Genomic DNA, 16,422 nt, shown 5'->3' on the forward strand with positions numbered 1-16,422 from the left:
ACCATGTACAGGGTATTCGATTTTTCGTTTACTGAATTTGACAAGCGCGTAACCGAACCTTACTAACGCGCCCACGCCCAGGTGGTGGAATTGGTAGACGCGCTGGCTTCAGGTGCCAGTGGCTTAACGGCCGTGAAGGTTCGAGTCCTTTCCTGGGCACCACCCATTTCATAAGCGATTGAAATCGCTGAGCATCCGCGGGGTGGGTGCGGCGACGCCGTCACCCCTGCCCGCTTCAGGCCGTTTCGGCCCCATGCTCGCGAAGTAGCGCGGCCCTCACACAATCCGCCGCCCCGCCCGCCGCGCGATCGGCTTCTGCACAAAATACATCGCGACCAGCGAGATCAGGGTCGTTGCCACCACGACGTAGCCGATCCGGTCGAAATGCAGCAGCGAGCCGTCCGGATTCTCGGCGACGATCGCGGCGGCAACGACTGAGCCGAGCCCGCCCGACAGCTGCTGCACCGAGGCTGAGACCGCGCTGAACGATCCGCGCTGGCTCGCGTCTGGGATCGCCGACATCAAGGCCTGCGACGGGATCATGCGCGAGAAAATGCCGACGAACATCACGACATTGACCAGGATCGCGGTCAGCAGCGAGACGTGGCCGAGATTGGTGTAGATCAGCACCATGATCACGGACACGACGCAGCCGAACGCGAAGATCGGGTACTTGCCGAACGCGTCGCTGGCGCGGCCGACCAGCGGCCCCATCACGATGCTGAACAGGCCGGAGACCAGATAGATCGTCGGCAGATGCACGATGTCGATGCCGAGATTGTGCACGGTGAAGGCGCTGCCGAACGGCATCAGCATGAAGCCGCCGGTCGCCAGCAGCGTCGTCACCAGGAAGGCCAGCGTGTAGCGCGGCTGGCCGACGGTCGCGATCAGATGGCGGAACGGATTGCTGTCGTGCTGCAGCTTGAGGTGCCCGTCGACGGGCTGCATGAACAGCGCGATGGCGGCGATCGCCGCGACCGACAGGCCGACGATGGCCACGAAGCAGATGTGCCAGTTCCAGTGATTGGCCAGGAAAAGTCCGGCCGGCACGCCGAGCACCTGGCTGGCGGCAAACGCGGTTTGCAGCACGCCCATCGCGCGGCCGCGCTGTTGCAGCGGAAACAGGTCGGTGACGATGGCGAGCACCACGGAGCCGATCACGCCGCCGAACAGGCCGGTGACGATGCGGCCGAGCAGCAGCACGTGGAAGTTCTGCGCCAGCGCGCAGAGCACGGTGCCGAGCATGAAGCCGACATAGAAGAACAGCAGTAGCTTCTTGCGGTCGAAGCGATCGGCAAAGCCGGCGGCGAGGATGCCGGAGAATCCGGCAGCGAACGCGTAGGCCGAGACCGCGACGCCGAACTGCCCGGCCGTGATGTTGAGCGAGGGCATCAGGATGGCGCCGAGCGGCGACATGATGATGAAGTCGAGGATCAGGTTGAATTGCGTGAAGGCAAGCAGCGCGATCAGGAAGGATTGATAGCGCGTGAAGCCGCGTAACTGCGGCTCGTCGTCGATCGGCGCGGCGATGGTCTGTTCCGACATGGGACTCATTCGTGATGATGCAAAGGGGCGCAAGCGGCTGCGCAGAGATAGGATCACCGCTCGCGGATTTCATCGGCGCCGAAACGCAAAAAATTGCGCGGAAGTGTGATCGGAAACCGCAAAATTTCCCGTCATTCATATGGGGATTGCGCGGCGTCCGATCATCCCATCTCTGATCGTTTGAATTGCAGCGTGATCCAAATGCAACAGAGTTCGCGCGATGCCGGGCCGCCGTGTCGGGATATGGCAAGAGCCGGGCGGAAAACCAGCACCTGAGCGGCCCGGAAACGGCCTATCCGCTCGCATCCCCGGCGTTTGGGGGCTAGTGTCGCCTGTCGAATCGATCCGAGACCCGAGGCCTTCATTCATGACCATCCGCCTGCATCGCGGCGATCTGCCCGATCTCACCCGCTACACCGATTCCGTTGCGATCGACACCGAGACCATGGGGCTGCATCCGCATCGCGACCGGCTCTGCGTGGTGCAGATGTCGAACGGCGACGGCACCGCCGACGTGATCCAGATTCCGAAGGGGCACACCGATTCACCGAACCTGAAGGCGCTGCTCGCCGATCCCAAGATCACCAAGATCTTCCATTTCGCGCGGTTCGACGTCGCGGTGCTCTACAACACCTTCGGCGTGATGCCGGCGCCGGTCTATTGCACCAAGATCGCCTCGCGCCTGTCGCGCACCTACACCGACCGCCACGGCCTGAAGGATCTGGTGCGTGAGGTGCTGAATGTCGAGCTGTCGAAGCAGCAGCAGTCGAGCGATTGGGGCGCGCAAAGCCTGAGCGAGGCCCAGCTCGCCTACGCCGCGTCCGATGTGCTGCATTTGCATGCGTTGCGCGAAAAATTGAATGTGATGCTGGCACGCGAGGGACGCACTGATCTCGCCCAGGCCTGCTTCGATTTTCTCCCCGCCCGCGCCAGGCTCGATCTCGACGGCTGGGAGGCCGAGGATATCTTCGCCCATTCATGATTTCGCCCGTTCATGATGAACGCCGAATTCGTCGCGCCGGGGAGCAATTCCGCCCCGTTTCGGCCAAACTGTTCACGCGTGGTCTGGTCTGAAGTGGCTTGGGGGGCGCGACGCGAGGTCCGGGCTGCATATTTGGGCGGCTCCGGCTAGAATAGGGGCAATTTCGTGCCTCTGGAGCTCAGGTGAATTCGGTTCAGAATCCAGCCTATGTGACGGGCCTCGAGGCGCGCTTTGCCGCTGCCGCGCGGCACAGCCGCATGGTGCGGATCCTGCGCGTCGCGGTGCCTGCGGTGGTTGGCCTCGCGATGGCCTCGATCATCTTCGTCTCGGTCTACAATCCATTCCGCGAAATGATCCCCAAGCTGCCGGTCGAAATGGACAACCTCGTGGTGTCGGGCACCAAGATCACGATGGAATCGCCGCATATCGCCGGCTTCTCGGCCGAAGGGCGGCCCTATGAAATGTGGGCCAAGGCGGCGATCCAGGACGTCACCGATCCCGACCATGTCGAGCTGAAGACCATCCGCGCCAAGGTGGCGCAGCAGGACGAGTCGACCGTGACGATGGATGCGCGCACCGGCTTCTTCGACAACAAGAAGCAGCTGCTCGACCTGCGCCAGGATATCTTCCTGCAGTCGTCCACCGGCTATGAGGCCAAGCTGACGCAGGCCTTCGTTGACATCAACAAGGGCAACGTGTCGTCGGACGAGCATGTCGACGTCAAGCTGCTCCAGGGCACGCTGACATCGGACCGGCTCAGGATCTACAACAGCGGCGAGCTCGTGCGCTTCGAAGGCAATGTCGTGATGTATCTCGACAAGCTCGGCGACAACAATCCGAGCCCGCCTGCCGAGGCCGCGCCACCGCCACCTCCGCCGCCACCGAAGGCGCGCAAATCCGCCAACACGAAATGAATTTGATGATGAGACGTTTTCCGCACGGCTTCGCAATCGCGGCCTTTCTGCTCACGGTGTTTGCAGCCGGCGCTGCGTCCGCGCAGGGCTCGATGTCGGGCGTTCCCAACGCCATGCAGGGCTTTTCGCAGAACCGCGACCAGCCGATCCAGATCGAGGCCGCCGCGCTCGAAATGCGCGACAAGAAAAAGGAGGCGACCTTCTCCGGCAATGTGAAGGTCGTGCAGGGCGACACCACCATGACCTCGAAAGTCCTGGTCGTGTTTTACGAGGATAAGTCGAGCCAGACGCCGGCGCCTGCTCCGGCCGCCACCAAGGGTGCCGCCGCCAAGGGCGCCGCGCCGATGCAGTCGGCAACCCCTGGCCCCGGCGGCGCGTCCTCGATCAAGCGGCTGGAGGCGAAGGGCAATGTGGTCGTGACCCAGAAGGACCAGGTCGTCACCGGCGAGACCGCGATCTTCGACACCAAGACCAACCTGATCACCATGCTTGGCGGCGGTGGCGGCCAGGTGGTGCTGACCCAGTGCCAGAACGTGCTGCGCGGCGACCGCCTGCTGGTCGACATGACCACCGGCGTCTCGCGGGTGGAATCCGACAGCGGCAAGGTGCAGGGCCTGTTCATCCAGTCGCAGGGCGGACAGAGCGGCAAGGGTGGCTGCGGAACGCCGGCCGCCCCCGGCACGGCCCCAGCGGCCCCGTCACCGCTTCAACTGCTGCCGGGTAGCAAGTCGAAATAAGCGCCGCCGGCGCGAGGATCGTCATGCCGATGCTGGTTTCGCGCGCCGCACTCGTCGCTCTCCTCGCGCTGACGGCGTGCGACACCGCGCGCGGACAGGGCACTGCGTCCGTGCCCAACGCCATGCAGGGTTTCGCGCAAAACCGCAACCAGCCGGTCAAGATCGAGGCGGCCGTGCTCGAAATGCGTGACAAGAAGAAGGAGGCGACTTTCTCCGGCAATGTGAAAGTCACTCAGGGCGACACCACCATGACCTCGAAAGTCCTGGTCGTGTTCTACGAGGACAAGTCGACCCAGCCGCCGGCGACCGCGCCGGGCTCCACCGTAGCCAAGGGCCCGCCGCCGCAATCGGCAACGCCCGGCCCCGCCGGCGCATCCTCGATCAACCGGCTGGAAGCGAGGGGCGATGTCGTCGTGACCCAGAAGGATCAGGTTGTCACCGGCACGACCGCGATCTTCGACACCAAGACCAATCTGATCACCATGCTCGGCGGCGGTGGCAGCCAGGTGGTGCTGACCCAGTGCCAGAACGTGGTGCGCGGCGATCGTCTGCTGGTGGACATGATGACCGGCGTCTCGCGCGTGGAAGCCGACAACGGCAGGGTGCAGGCCAAGGTCGTTCAGGGACAAGACTGCGACGGCGCGCCGGCCGCGACCAGCCCCGTAAGCCCCCCGTCAGCTTCCGCAAAGCCATCAAAATCAAGATGAATCAATGCATTAGATAATATTTTGCGGCCGCGAGGTTGAAGCGCGCGGGGCGAGACTGTATCTACTCCAGCGGCCCGGCCGAACGATATGCCTTCGAGGGGGAGTTGTTGGCCGGGACAGGGGCATCCATTCATTCAAGGCGCGGGTGATCGCGCTTTGCCGTGTTGTTTGAGCATGATCTCCGCGCAGAGGCGTCCGCTTTTGTCGCGAGGGAAGGCCGGTATCCAGGTTTCCGGTGCATGCTTGCGGGTACGCGTGCGAATCGATTGGTCCGCAGGCAAAGTCGCGGGATCACCGTGAAAGGCTGAAGCGAAGCGGGGATGGTGGATTTTCTCGGCATGTTCCGGCGGCGCTCTGCGAAACGCAGCTCCGGATTTGCGCGCTCGCATGACGACATCACGGCGCTCGGCGACCAGTTCGGCGAGATGCTGACGTCGCCGGTGCGTGACGCGCCGCCGATGGCGCGCGCCGCCTCGGTTCCTGCCGCCGAGCTGCCGCGATCCCAGCCCGCAGCCGCGCCCGCTCCGGCGCGGGCAAGGCCAGCCAGGAACAGCGCCCCGGCGGCGCCGCAGCTGATCAAGCGGCCGGGCTACCTGGCTGTGCATAGCGTGGAAAAGAGTTTCGGCAGCCGCCAGGTCGTGCGCGGCGTCAGCATCTATGTGCGCCGCGGCGAGGCGGTCGGCCTGCTCGGGCCGAACGGCGCCGGCAAGACCACAGTGTTCTACATGATCACCGGCCTGATCAAGGCCGATCGCGGTGCGATCGAGCTCGATGGCCACGACGTCACCAAGCTGCCGATGTATCAGCGTGCGCGGCTCGGCATCGGCTATCTGCCGCAGGAAGCCTCGATCTTCCGCGGCCTCTCGGTCGAGCAGAACATCCGCGCGGTGCTCGAAGTCGTCGAGCCCTCGAAGAAGAAGCGCGAGCACGAGCTGGATTCGCTGCTCGACGAATTCAACATCACGCGGCTGCGCAAGAGCCCGTCGATCGCGCTGTCCGGCGGCGAGCGCCGCCGCGTCGAAATCGCGCGCGCGCTGGCGACGCGGCCCAATTACATGCTGCTCGACGAGCCGTTCGCCGGCATCGACCCGATCGCGGTCGGCGACATCCAGGACCTCGTCCGTCATCTCACCAACCGCGGCATCGGCGTTCTCATCACCGACCACAATGTCCGCGAGACGCTCGGCCTGACCGACCGTGCCTATATCGTCTATGCCGGCGAGATCTTGACTGAGGGAAGCCCGGAGGAGATCGTTAATGATCCCGATGTACGTCGGCTTTACCTTGGCGAGGAATTCCGCCTCTAGCCCAAATTTTGCGTCCGTCAAGCCGTGTACAAGCTTCACGGACTAAGATAAGCAAGAATCGAGCCAACTTTTAAGGTCGATCTTGCCTCCATGGCGCTGACGCAAAGACTAGAGTTCCGCCAGTCGCAGTCGCTGGTGATGACGCCGCAGCTGATGCAGGCGATCAAGCTGCTGCAACTGTCGAACCTAGACCTGTCGACCTTTGTCGAGGAAGAGCTGGAGCGCAACCCGCTGCTGGAGCGAGCGGCCGACGGGCCGGAACCACCGGTCGCCGGCGAGCCGGCCATGGACCGGCAAGACTACGGCGATTCAGACGGTTCCTCGAGCTATGGCGATGATGGCGATGGCTCCGACATGGCCGCAGGTTCGGGCGGCGAAGCCGCTTTCGAGCCCGGCCAGGAGGAATGGCTGAACCGCGACCTCGGCACCCGCGCCGAGATCGAGCAGACGCTCGACACCGGTCTCGACAATGTGTTCTCCGAGGAGCCGGCGGAGGCGGCCGCGCGCGCTGCGCAGGACGCGCCGCCCTCGGTTTATACCGAATGGGGCGGCGGCGCCTCCAGCGACGACGAATACAATCTCGAAGCCTTCGTGGCCGCCGAGCTGACGCTCGCCGACCATCTCGCCGAACAGCTTGCGGTGGCGTTCTCGGCGCCGGCCCAGCGCATGATCGGGCAGTATCTGATCGACCTGGTCGACGATGCCGGCTACCTGCCGGCCGATCTCGGCCAAGCCGCCGAACGGCTCGGTGCGTCGCAGCAAGCGGTCGACGAGGTCGTCGCGGTGCTGCAGAAGTTCGATCCGCCCGGTGTCTGCGCGCGAAACCTGAGCGAGTGCCTCGCGATCCAGCTGCGCGAGCTCGATCGCTACGATCCGGCGATGCAGGCGCTGGTCGAGCATCTCGATCTGCTCGCCAAGCGCGACATCGCAGGCCTGCGCAAGCTCTGCGGCGTCGACGACGAAGACATCACCGACATGATCGCCGAGATCCGGCGGCTCGATCCGAAGCCCGGCCTGAAGTTCGGCACCTCGCGGACGCAGACCATGGTGCCCGACGTCTATGTGCGTCCGGGTCCCGACGGCGGCTGGCACGTCGAGCTCAACAGCGACACTCTGCCGCGCGTGCTGGTCAACCAGACCTATTACTCTGAGCTGTCGAAGACGATCCGCAAGGACGGTGACAAATCGTACTTCACCGACTGCCTGCAGAACGCGACCTGGCTGGTGCGCGCGCTCGATCAGCGCGCCCGCACCATCCTGAAGGTCGCGACCGAAATCGTCCGCCAGCAGGACGGATTCTTCACCTATGGCGTCGCGCATCTGCGGCCGCTGAATCTGAAGGCGGTCGCGGACGCGATCCAGATGCATGAATCGACGGTGTCGCGCGTCACCGCCAACAAATACATGGCGACCAATCGCGGCAGTTTTGAATTGAAGTATTTTTTCACCGCGTCGATCGCGTCCGCCGACGGCGGCGAGGCGCATTCGGCCGAGGCGGTGCGTCACCACATCAAGCAATTGATCGACGGCGAGGCGCCGTCGGCGATCCTGTCCGACGACACGATCGTGGAACGTTTGCGGGCCTCGGGCATTGATATCGCCCGCCGTACCGTCGCGAAGTACCGTGAGGCGATGCGGATACCATCCTCGGTGCAGCGCCGCCGTGACAAACAGAGCATGCTCGGTAATGCCCTTTCGGCTCCTGCCTCCTCGCCCGACCGCTCGCGCGATACAGCCCCCGTTTAGGTTACTTCTTGAGGATGGCCCCGTCCGAGCACGGACAGGTCCATGCGCTCGTTGCGTTCGCCTCAAATCGCGATAGTCTCAACCTTTCCAGGTCGAGCATCGTCCAGAAAGGAAGGTAACCGGAATCCAGCAACGATCATGCTCCCGCAAGACTGACCGAGGCATCCCAGCAATTGAGGCATCAAATGACCCTTCGAATCTCGGGAAAGAGCATCAGCATCGGCGAGGCGCTTCGTGCGCGCGTCAGCGACCGCACCGACGAGGTCCTGCGAAAGTATTTTGATGGCAACTATTCCGGTCACATCACGCTGAGCAAGGATGGCTTCGGCTTCCGAACCGACTGCGCGCTGCATCTGGATTCCGGGATCACGCTGGAGGCCGAATCCAACGCCGCCGACGCCTATGCCAGCGCGGACGCCGCGCTGTTGATGATCGAGAAGCGCCTGCGCCGCTACAAGAGCCGGCTCAAGGATCGCTCCGCCCGCAAGACCTATGCCGCCAACGCTGCGCTTGCCGAGTTGAACGGCGTCGGGCTCGACGCGCCGAGTTATGTCATCGAGGCGCCCGAGAACGAGGACGAGGTCACCGAATACAGCCCGGTGATCATTGCCGAGGCAACCACCGCGCTGAAGCGGCTGTCGGTCAGCGAGGCCGTGATGGAGCTCGATCTGACCGGCGCCTCCTGCCTGGTGTTCCAGCATGGCGGCAGTGGCCGGTTGAACATCATATACCGCCGGACGGACGGCAATGTCGGCTGGGTCGATCCGCCGGCGGTGAGCCCCTGAGGATAGTTGGCAGATGGCATTGACGTCGGAAGCCAGCCCTGCTTATGGTCCGCCGCCTCCAGGAACAAGGGGGGCGGAACAGGGTTCGCAGGTGTTGGCACCGCCGATACGTTGGAGTAGAAGCCCTGCCAAATGGACCCGGGCTAAGCCCGCATCCCACCTCATCTTCTTGACGCCGCCGCTGTAAAGCCTATTTCGCAACCTGACGGTCATTCACCTCGGAACGTCCCAATGCCGATTACCGATCTGGTCGCACCCGAGGCGATACTTCCGGCTTTGAAAGTCATCAGCAAGAAGCAGGCGCTGCAGGAACTTGCGGCCCGTGCTTCGGCTCTGACGGGCCAGAACGAGCGCGCGATCTTCGAGGTGCTGCTGCAGCGCGAGAAGCTCGGCACCACGGCGGTCGGCTACGGCGTCGCCATTCCGCACGGCAAGCTGCCCAAGCTGGAAAAGCTGTTCGGCTTCTTCGCCCGCCTCGAGCGGCCGATCGATTTCGAGGCGATGGACGGCCAGCCGGTCGACCTGATCTTCCTGCTGCTGGCACCCGAAGGCGCCGGCGCCGACCACCTCAAGGCGCTGGCGCGCATCGCGCGCCTGCTGCGCGACCAGGACGTCGCCAAGAAGCTGCGCGCCTCGCGTGACGCGCAGGCGATCTACTCGGTGCTCGCGCTGCCGCCGGCGAGCGCGGCGTAGTCGTCAGCTTCAGCGAATTCGTTCGCGCAACTGTCATTCGGAAATGGTCTGTTCGTCACGCGATGGCGCATGCCAATGCGTTGCCCCGCTCTCCGTAGCCCGGATGAAGCGAAGCGCAATCCGGGGCAAATCTCGCAACGGGCGCGAATCCCGGATTTCGCTGCGCTCCATCCGGGCTACGAAGCTGCGTATGCCGCAGCGCTTCAGCAGATCGTCGGCAGCAGACGGCGGACTTCGTCGAGCAGATCGGGCACGGCCTTCTCGTCATTGGCGAGATGCCTGAGCAGCGCGCTCTGGAACAGGCCGTCGAACAGCGCATAGAGCGCGGCCGGCGACGATGCCGGCTTCTTGTTGCCGAGCTCGGCATAGCGCGTAGCGATGCGCCAGATCATCGCCTCCAGGCTCTTGTCGATCTCGAGCACGTCCTTGCGGAACGCGGGCTCGAACATCGCTTGTGAGCGCAGATCGTACCAGAGCCGGTGCATGCGGGCTTCGTCCCGCAACGTCGCTGCGAGCTTGGCGAGGAAGCCTTCGGTCAATTCGTCGCGGCTTTGCGCCGTCGTCACCACCGCGTCATAGCGCGTCACGCATTTCGCCTTGTAGTGACGGACGCAGCAGCAGATCAGATCGAGCTTGTCGCTGAAGTAGTAGTGAAACACGCCGTGCGTGAATGCGGAGTTCTGCGCGATCTCGCGCAGGCTGGTGCGCGCGAAGCCGAGCTCGCCGAGCGTCTCCAGCGCGGCCTCCGCAAGCTCGACGCGCCGCGCGTTGAACTTCTCGTCGCGCAGCGCCTCGGTCGCCACAGCCACGCGTTGGGCCGCTCCTGTCGCTTGCCGCGCCATCCCGTGCCTTTCCTCTGTCTCTTCCGCTCAGCGACTATACCGCGGCGACCGCGGCGCGCTCCATCCCTTCACATCATCCTCTTTGACACTTGTCAAATTGAGGCTTGACAAGTGTCAAGCTCCTGGATGAGGGTTGGCGAAATAATTTGGACAACCGTCAAGACGGCTGACCAATCGACAAAACAGGAGGAAATGCACCGCCAGGGGCGCGCTGACGCTGCGCCCCGCTGATGCCGGCCGCGACCACCACCGCGCTCCGAATGCGCTTCCGCCGGCCCGTGCTGCCGACGGCTACGGCACCGATCAAAATCACCAGCAAAGGGAGGAATACGTCATGAGTGGGAAGAGCCTTGAAGGCAGGAAAGCCCTGGTCACCGGCGGCGCCCGGGGGATTGGCGCAGCAATCGCGCAGGCGCTGGCGCGCTCCGGCGCAGCGGTCATGATCGGCGACATTCTGGACGATGCCGGCAAGGCGACCGCCGCCGAGATCGCCAAAGCCGGCGTCAAGACCGGCTTTGCAAAGCTCGACGTCACCGACGACGCGCAATGGGAGAGAGCCGCCGCCGCAACGGTCGAAACCCTCGGCGGCTTCGACATCCTGATCAACAATGCCGGCATCGAGATCACCTCGCTGGTCGCCGACATCAAGGCCGAGGATGCGCGCCGGATGTGCGACGTCAACATCGTCGGCACCGTGCTCGGCATGAAGCACGCCTTCCGCGCGATGCGGCCGGGCGGCGCCGCCGGCAAGGGCGGCGCGGTGGTCAACATCGCATCTGTCGCGGCGACGATCGCTTTCCCGAGCATCGCCGTCTATTCCGGCACCAAATCCGCGGTCGATCGCATGACGCGCGTTGGTGCGATGGAAGCCGGCAAGCTCGGCTATGGCGTGCGCGTCAACTGCATCTATCCCGGCCTGATCCCGACCGACATGGGCCTGCAGCTCGCCAATGACATCGTGAAGATCGGCCTTGCGCCCGACGTCAATGCCGCCGTCGGCTCGGTGGTGGAGCAGACGCCGCTCGGCAAGCTCGCGGAGGTCTCCGACATCGCCGACGCCGCAGTGTTCCTGTGCTCGAACGATGCCCGCTTCATCACCGGCATCGGCCTGCCGGTCGATGGCGGCATGGGCATGTAGCAACAACGCCGACAACAAGCATTTCGGAGGATCGCAATGAGCGAGAAGAAACCCGTCATCGTCTATGGCGCGTCCGGCTACACCGGCCGCCTGGTCTGCGAATATCTGCGCGAGTACAACATCCCCTTCATCGCCGCCGGCCGCAGCGCCGACAAGCTCAACGCCGCGATGAAGTCGAACGTGGCCGGCATCGAGACCGCCGACTATGAGGTGGTGACGGTGCCGCACACCGCCTCGGCGCTGACCGAACTGTTCAAGGGCGCCTCGGTGGTGCTCAACACCGTCGGCCCGTTCGCCAAGTTCGGCGTCGAGGTGGTGCAGGCCTGCCTCGCTGCCAAGTGCCACTACACCGACACGACCGGCGAGCAGGACTGGCTGATCACGCTCGAGCAGGAGTTCGGCGCGAAGTTCGCCAATGCCGGCCTGCTGCTGGCGCCGGGCATCGCGCAGATGTACACCACCGGTGAGATCGCCGCGCAGCTGTGCCTGGAGACGCCCGGCCTCGACACGCTCGATATCGCCGTGTTCTGGGGCGGCAGCCCGACCATCGCTTCGACGCAGACCATCCTGGTCAACGCCGCGATGGCCAAGGCCTACTACCTCGAGCAGAACAAGTACGTCGAGCATCAGCCCGATGCCGGCCTCTACAACCTCGCGATCCCCGGCCAGCACGAGCTGGCGCTGGCGCTGCCCTGGGGCGGCACCTCGCACCCGGTGTGGTTCAAGCGCGATCCGCGCGTCGCCAACGTGAAGGTGCTGGGCGGCGTGTTCAATCGCGCGCTGATGCTGGGCGTGCCGCAGATCGTCGCCGCCGCGCTGGAGGCGACCAAGGACATGAAGCCCGATGAGCGCTACGCCGCGCTGGCGCAGACCGCGGCCGGCGTGATGAACACCATGCCGCCGCGCGAGAACCCGCGCGTCAACAAGTCGTTGGATTCGGTGTATGCCTCCGGCCCGCTGGGGCGCGCGCACTGCGTCATCTACGGCAACAGCAACTACAAGCAGACCGGCATGCTGCAAGCCTTCGCCGCAGCGTACCTGCTGCAGCAGTCGCCCAAGCGCGTGGGCTTCGCCTCCGGCTGCCAGGCATTCGGCCATCACGAACTGCTCGGGCAATTGCGCAGCTTCGGCCTGGTCGGCAAGCCGGTCCTGACCGTGCACGACTGATCTTGAGCCCCGATCGGATCGGGGCTCAACACTCGGCTCCCTGAAGCGTTTTCGTCAAGCGGACTGGTATCTGCCTTGCTCGAAAACGCACTATCCGCGGGTGACGCAGTCGCGCGTCACCCGCGCCTCTTGCGAGACCCGCCATGCGCTTCATCGATTATCTCGACAAGGGCGCCTCGCTCGGCGCCGACGCGCCGTGCCTGACCATGGATGGCCGCGACCTCAGCTATGGCGAGGTGCAGCGGTTGAGCTACCGGATCGCGCGCGGGCTCGAGCGATCGGGCATCGCGCCCGGCGAGAAGGTCGCAATCCTGTCCGGCAACGATCCGCTCGCCTTCGCCTGCGTGTTCGGCATCTCGCGCGCGGCCGCGGTGTGGTGCCCGATCAATCCGCGCAACGAGGCGGCCGAGAACAAGTTCATCCTCGACCAGTTCGATTGCAACCTGTTGCTGTTTCATTCCAGCTTCGCGCCGATGGTCGAGGCCGTCAGGCAGGATCTGCCGAAGCTGCGTACGCTCGTCTGTCTCGATACCGAGCTGCCGCTCGCGCCGTCATTCGATCGCTGGCTCGGTGGGCTCGCGGATGATTTCTTCCAGCGCGACACGATCGACGACCTTGCGATGATCCCGGGCACTGGCGGCACCACCGGCAAGCCGAAGGGCGTGATGCTGTCCGGGCGCAACATCGAGGCGATGACCGCGCTGACCCTGATGGGCTACCCGTTCAAGGGCCGTCCGGTCTATCTCGCGCTGGCGCCGCTGACGCATGCCGCCGGCGTGTTGTGTTTCCCGATCATGACGCTCGGCGGCCGCGTCGTGATCATGCACCACCCCGACATCGGCGAGTTCCTTGCGCTGATCGAGCGCTATCGCGTCACCCACACCTTCCTGCCGCCGACGGTGATCTACATGCTGCTCGATCATCCCGGGCTCGATGCGGCCGATCGCAGCTCATTGCAATGCTTCTGGTATGGCGCGGCGCCGATCTCGGCGACGCGCCTTGCGGAGGCGTTGCAGCGGATCGGGCCGATGGCGCAGCTGTTCGGCCAGACCGAGGCGCCGATGATGATCTCGATGATGCCGCCGGCCGATCACTACAATCCGGACGGTACCATCGCGATGGAGCGGCTTGCGTCGGCCGGGCGGATCGGTCCGCTGGTGCAGGCCGGCATCATGGATGGCGACGGCAAGCTGTTGCCTGCGGGATCGCGCGGCGAGATCGTGGTGCGCGGCTCGCTCGTCATGGAGGGCTATTACAAGAACCCGGAGGCGACGCGCGAAGCATCATTGCATGGCTGGCACCACACCGGCGACATCGGCTACATCGACGGCGACGGCTACCTCTATATCGTCGATCGCGCCAAGGACATGATCATCACCGGCGGCTTCAACGTCTACTCGATCGAGGTCGAGAACGCGTTGCGCGCCCACGAGGCGGTGCAGGATTGCGCTGTGATCGGATTGCCCGACGACAAATGGGGCGAGCGCATCGTCGCCGTGGTGCAGCCGCGCGCCGGCCACACCGTCGATGCGATTGCGCTGGCGGCGTTCGTCAAGCAGCAGATCGGCAGCATCAAGACGCCGAAGCAGATCGAGGTCTGGGACGACCTTCCACGCTCCAAGGTCGGCAAGGTGCTGAAGCCGGACATCCGCGCGCGACTGACCTGAACGTTCGAGCAGTTGGCGTAAGCCACAGACCAAGGTCGAATTTACCGGGCGGACCGAAGGGCTAGATTTCGGTTTGCAAGACCGTGTCACAAGGGATGTCGTACTCCCGCGATGGCGATCGGTTGGGCCGCTCGCGATCCAAGGACCGGCTTCCCGGGGCCCTGCATGGGCGCGACCCGCGCATAGGCGACGCCGCCCCAACCAAACTGGCAATCGGGCATCGATAGCATCGTCCACCGCCGTGGACGGTGGCGCAACGCATTCCAGAAGGCCGAATATGTCGGCCAGGGAGATGCACAATGACGACATTGGACATTGCAGTCACCCCACTGCCGGAAGCCGAGCATCACGCGCAATTGCGTCGCGCATTGATCGCCAGCACGGTCGGCACCACCATCGAATGGTACGACTTCCTGCTCTACAGCACGGTGACCGGGCTCGTGTTCGGCAAGCTGTTCTTCCCGAAGTCCGATCCTCTTGTCGGTGTGCTGGAGGCGTTCGCGATCTACACGGTGGGCTTCATCGCGCGGCCGATCGGTGCCGCGATCTTCGGCCATTATGGCGATCGCATCGGCCGCAAGGCCACGCTGATCGCAACGTTGCTGCTGACCGGGCTTGCCACTGCGGCCGTCGGCCTCGTCCCCACCTATGATCAGATCGGCATCTGGGGTGCGGTGATCCTGACCGTCATCCGTTTCATCCAGGGCGTTGGCGTCGGCGGCGAGTGGGGCGGCTCGGTGCTGCTCTCGATGGAGTGGGCGCGCACCAACCAGCATCGCGGCTTCATCACCTCATGGCCGCAGCTCGGCGGTCCTGCCGGACTGTTGCTGGCGAACATCGCGGTGCTGGTGTTCAGCCGTCTGTCCGGCGATCAATTCCTGGTTTGGGGCTGGCGCATCCCGTTCCTGCTCAGCCTCGTGATGATCGCGATCGGGCTCTACATCCGGCTCGGCATCATGGAGACGCCGACGTTCCGCCGGATCGTGGCCGAGAACCGCGTCGCACGGGTCCCGGTGATCGAGGTGATCAAGCGTCAGCCGCGCTCGATCATCCTTTCGGCGCTGGCGCGAATGGTCGAACAGGCGCCGGCCTATATCTATCTGGCTTTCGTCTTCGCCTACGGCACCCAGGTGATCCACCAGGATCGCGACTTCCTGCTGGTCTGCCTGATCTGCGCCGGCACCATCGAGCTCTTCAGCATCCCGCTGGCCGGGCACCTGTCGGATCGTGTCGGGCGCAAGCGCCTGTACACGATCGGCGCGGTCCTGACCGGGCTGTTCGGCTTTGCGTATTTCGCCATGCTGAACACCGGCGCGCCTTGGTTGATCTTCATCGCCATCGTGCTGTCATTCGTACCGCACGCCTTGACGTATGGACCGCAGGCGGCCCTGATTGCCGAGTGCTTCACCCCGCGGCTGCGCTACAGCGGCTGCTCGATCGGGTATCAGCTCTCCTCGGTGATATCAGGCGGACCGGCGCCGCTGATCGCCACCGCGCTGCTCGCGGCCACCGGGTCAGGTTATGCGATCGCGCTCTACATTCTGTTCTGCGCGGTCGTCAGCATTGCCGCGACCGCCTTGATGCCCGACTACACCAACAAGGACATTTCCGAGGAGCATGACAGGCCTTGATCGAATGATCCGTGACCGCCGGATGGAACGCGGCCGGCGCCTATTGACAAGCGAGCACCGGGGAAGACGATGGGCGCATCGTTGCGCATGCGACCCCACGGATTCACTGATGTCCCGCGACTTTCGTCTTGATCGCGTTCCTGTCGACGTCCTCGCCTACGAGCTCGCCGAAGAGCGGGCGAGTGCGCTCGGGCGGATGGGCCGCGCGCTGGAACAGGCGCTCGCCAAGCTGCGCGAGTTCGATGCCGCGCATCCGCACGCTGGAGTCCCGGCGCCCGTGCAACAGGCACGGCGCACCTTGGTGCGGGAAGCCGGCCACGCGCTCTGGATGTTCGTGGTGCAGCGGGAGGCGTGCGGGCTGCGCAACAACCGGATGCTGATGCGCGACTACAATGTTCCCGGCGAGGTGCAGCTCAGCATGGGGCCGATGCTCGCTACTTCGTCAACATCACCATAACGCCACGCAAGAAACGCGCACGGCACAGCCGCGATCCGCGTCGAAGCCTGCTGCGATAGGCCCGGGTCGCGTAATCGACTGGCTGGGCCGGTCGGCGGATTGCG

The 16,422-nt window shown here is 64.6% G+C and carries 15 protein-coding genes and 1 tRNA gene; 14 read left to right on the plus strand and 2 right to left on the minus strand.

Features of this window, described 5'->3' with window-relative positions; all coding sequences use genetic code 11:
• The first annotated feature begins 75 nt into the window (after positions 1 to 75).
• Positions 76 to 162, plus strand: a tRNA-Leu gene (locus QDT69_RS15930).
• Positions 163 to 276: 114 nt separating this feature from the next.
• Here the strand turns inward: QDT69_RS15930 and QDT69_RS15935 are convergent.
• Positions 277 to 1,545, minus strand: a complete 1,269-nt coding sequence (locus tag QDT69_RS15935; RefSeq protein ID WP_279707438.1) for an MFS transporter — start codon at positions 1,543 to 1,545, stop codon at positions 277 to 279.
• A gap of 367 nt (positions 1,546 to 1,912) precedes the next feature.
• Here QDT69_RS15935 and QDT69_RS15940 point away from each other — a divergent pair, with 367 nt between their 5' ends.
• From QDT69_RS15940 to ptsN, 8 genes are all read left to right on the plus strand, one after another.
• On the plus strand, positions 1,913 to 2,527 hold the full coding sequence (locus QDT69_RS15940) for a ribonuclease D (protein ID WP_279707439.1): 615 nt from the start codon (positions 1,913 to 1,915) through the stop codon (positions 2,525 to 2,527).
• Between the two features lie 182 nt (positions 2,528 to 2,709).
• On the plus strand, positions 2,710 to 3,441 hold the full coding sequence (lptC, locus tag QDT69_RS15945; protein ID WP_279707440.1) for an LPS export ABC transporter periplasmic protein LptC: 732 nt from the start codon (positions 2,710 to 2,712) through the stop codon (positions 3,439 to 3,441).
• An 8-nt stretch (positions 3,442 to 3,449) separates the two neighbouring features.
• The gene (locus QDT69_RS15950; protein WP_279707441.1) at positions 3,450 to 4,178 is read left to right on the plus strand and encodes an LptA/OstA family protein; all 729 of its coding nucleotides are present in this window, start codon (positions 3,450 to 3,452) and stop codon (positions 4,176 to 4,178) included.
• A 23-nt stretch (positions 4,179 to 4,201) separates the two neighbouring features.
• Positions 4,202 to 4,885, plus strand: coding sequence for an LptA/OstA family protein (locus QDT69_RS15955; RefSeq protein WP_279707442.1), 684 nt, complete (start codon positions 4,202 to 4,204; stop codon positions 4,883 to 4,885).
• Positions 4,886 to 5,205: 320 nt separating this feature from the next.
• Positions 5,206 to 6,192, plus strand: a complete 987-nt coding sequence (gene lptB, locus QDT69_RS15960) for an LPS export ABC transporter ATP-binding protein (RefSeq protein ID WP_074131723.1) — start codon at positions 5,206 to 5,208, stop codon at positions 6,190 to 6,192.
• Between the two features lie 90 nt (positions 6,193 to 6,282).
• On the plus strand, positions 6,283 to 7,938 hold the full coding sequence (gene rpoN / locus QDT69_RS15965) for an RNA polymerase factor sigma-54 (protein WP_074131724.1): 1,656 nt from the start codon (positions 6,283 to 6,285) through the stop codon (positions 7,936 to 7,938).
• A gap of 185 nt (positions 7,939 to 8,123) precedes the next feature.
• A complete protein-coding gene (raiA, locus tag QDT69_RS15970; RefSeq protein WP_050424100.1) occupies positions 8,124 to 8,723 on the plus strand; it encodes a ribosome-associated translation inhibitor RaiA in 600 nt (199 codons plus the stop codon).
• Between the two features lie 231 nt (positions 8,724 to 8,954).
• Positions 8,955 to 9,416 (plus strand): PTS IIA-like nitrogen regulatory protein PtsN, encoded by a 462-nt coding sequence (gene ptsN / locus QDT69_RS15975; RefSeq protein WP_016843543.1) that lies wholly within the window; start codon positions 8,955 to 8,957, stop codon positions 9,414 to 9,416.
• 203 nt (positions 9,417 to 9,619) lie between these two features.
• Here the strand turns inward: ptsN and QDT69_RS15980 are convergent, their stop codons facing one another.
• Positions 9,620 to 10,225 carry a TetR/AcrR family transcriptional regulator gene (locus QDT69_RS15980; RefSeq protein WP_279707443.1) on the minus strand — a complete coding sequence of 202 codons (606 nt, stop codon included), beginning with the start codon at positions 10,223 to 10,225 and terminating at the stop codon, positions 9,620 to 9,622.
• 367 nt (positions 10,226 to 10,592) lie between these two features.
• Here QDT69_RS15980 and QDT69_RS15985 point away from each other — a divergent pair, with 367 nt between their 5' ends.
• From QDT69_RS15985 to QDT69_RS16005, 5 genes are all read left to right on the plus strand, one after another.
• The gene (locus tag QDT69_RS15985) at positions 10,593 to 11,396 is read left to right on the plus strand and encodes an SDR family oxidoreductase (RefSeq protein WP_050424116.1); all 804 of its coding nucleotides are present in this window, start codon (positions 10,593 to 10,595) and stop codon (positions 11,394 to 11,396) included.
• Positions 11,397 to 11,432: 36 nt separating this feature from the next.
• Positions 11,433 to 12,563, plus strand: coding sequence for a DUF5938 domain-containing protein (locus QDT69_RS15990; protein ID WP_279707444.1), 1,131 nt, complete (start codon positions 11,433 to 11,435; stop codon positions 12,561 to 12,563).
• 143 nt (positions 12,564 to 12,706) lie between these two features.
• Positions 12,707 to 14,230, plus strand: coding sequence for an AMP-binding protein (locus QDT69_RS15995; RefSeq protein ID WP_279707445.1), 1,524 nt, complete (start codon positions 12,707 to 12,709; stop codon positions 14,228 to 14,230).
• A 299-nt stretch (positions 14,231 to 14,529) separates the two neighbouring features.
• Positions 14,530 to 15,861 carry an MFS transporter gene (locus QDT69_RS16000; protein WP_279707446.1) on the plus strand — a complete coding sequence of 444 codons (1,332 nt, stop codon included), beginning with the start codon at positions 14,530 to 14,532 and terminating at the stop codon, positions 15,859 to 15,861.
• Positions 15,862 to 15,970: 109 nt separating this feature from the next.
• Positions 15,971 to 16,318: a DUF6665 family protein gene (locus tag QDT69_RS16005; protein ID WP_279707447.1), complete on the plus strand. Its 348-nt coding sequence runs from the start codon at positions 15,971 to 15,973 to the stop codon at positions 16,316 to 16,318.
• The last annotated feature ends 104 nt before the right edge of the window (positions 16,319 to 16,422 follow it).

This window comes from Bradyrhizobium sp. CER78 (assembly GCF_029846235.1).
Taxonomy (GTDB): Bacteria; Pseudomonadota; Alphaproteobacteria; order Rhizobiales; family Xanthobacteraceae; genus Bradyrhizobium.

Excerpts from the sequence above, each read along its gene's own strand:
- QDT69_RS15995 (WP_279707445.1), top strand. The coding sequence starts at position 12,707 with ATGCGCTTCATCGATTATCTCGACAAGGGCGCCTCGCTCGGCGCCGAC.
- lptB (WP_074131723.1), top strand. The coding sequence starts at position 5,206 with ATGGTGGATTTTCTCGGCATGTTCCGGCGGCGCTCTGCGAAACGCAGC.
- QDT69_RS15985 (WP_050424116.1), top strand. The coding sequence starts at position 10,593 with ATGAGTGGGAAGAGCCTTGAAGGCAGGAAAGCCCTGGTCACCGGCGGC.
- QDT69_RS15935 (WP_279707438.1), bottom strand. The coding sequence starts at position 1,545 with ATGTCGGAACAGACCATCGCCGCGCCGATCGACGACGAGCCGCAGTTA.
- QDT69_RS15955 (WP_279707442.1), top strand. The coding sequence starts at position 4,202 with ATGCCGATGCTGGTTTCGCGCGCCGCACTCGTCGCTCTCCTCGCGCTG.
- QDT69_RS15950 (WP_279707441.1), top strand. The coding sequence starts at position 3,450 with ATGAGACGTTTTCCGCACGGCTTCGCAATCGCGGCCTTTCTGCTCACG.
- QDT69_RS16000 (WP_279707446.1), top strand. The coding sequence starts at position 14,530 with ATGACGACATTGGACATTGCAGTCACCCCACTGCCGGAAGCCGAGCAT.
- raiA (WP_050424100.1), top strand. The coding sequence starts at position 8,124 with ATGACCCTTCGAATCTCGGGAAAGAGCATCAGCATCGGCGAGGCGCTT.
- QDT69_RS15940 (WP_279707439.1), top strand. The coding sequence starts at position 1,913 with ATGACCATCCGCCTGCATCGCGGCGATCTGCCCGATCTCACCCGCTAC.
- QDT69_RS15990 (WP_279707444.1), top strand. The coding sequence starts at position 11,433 with ATGAGCGAGAAGAAACCCGTCATCGTCTATGGCGCGTCCGGCTACACC.
- rpoN (WP_074131724.1), top strand. The coding sequence starts at position 6,283 with ATGGCGCTGACGCAAAGACTAGAGTTCCGCCAGTCGCAGTCGCTGGTG.
- ptsN (WP_016843543.1), top strand. The coding sequence starts at position 8,955 with ATGCCGATTACCGATCTGGTCGCACCCGAGGCGATACTTCCGGCTTTG.
- QDT69_RS16005 (WP_279707447.1), top strand. The coding sequence starts at position 15,971 with ATGTCCCGCGACTTTCGTCTTGATCGCGTTCCTGTCGACGTCCTCGCC.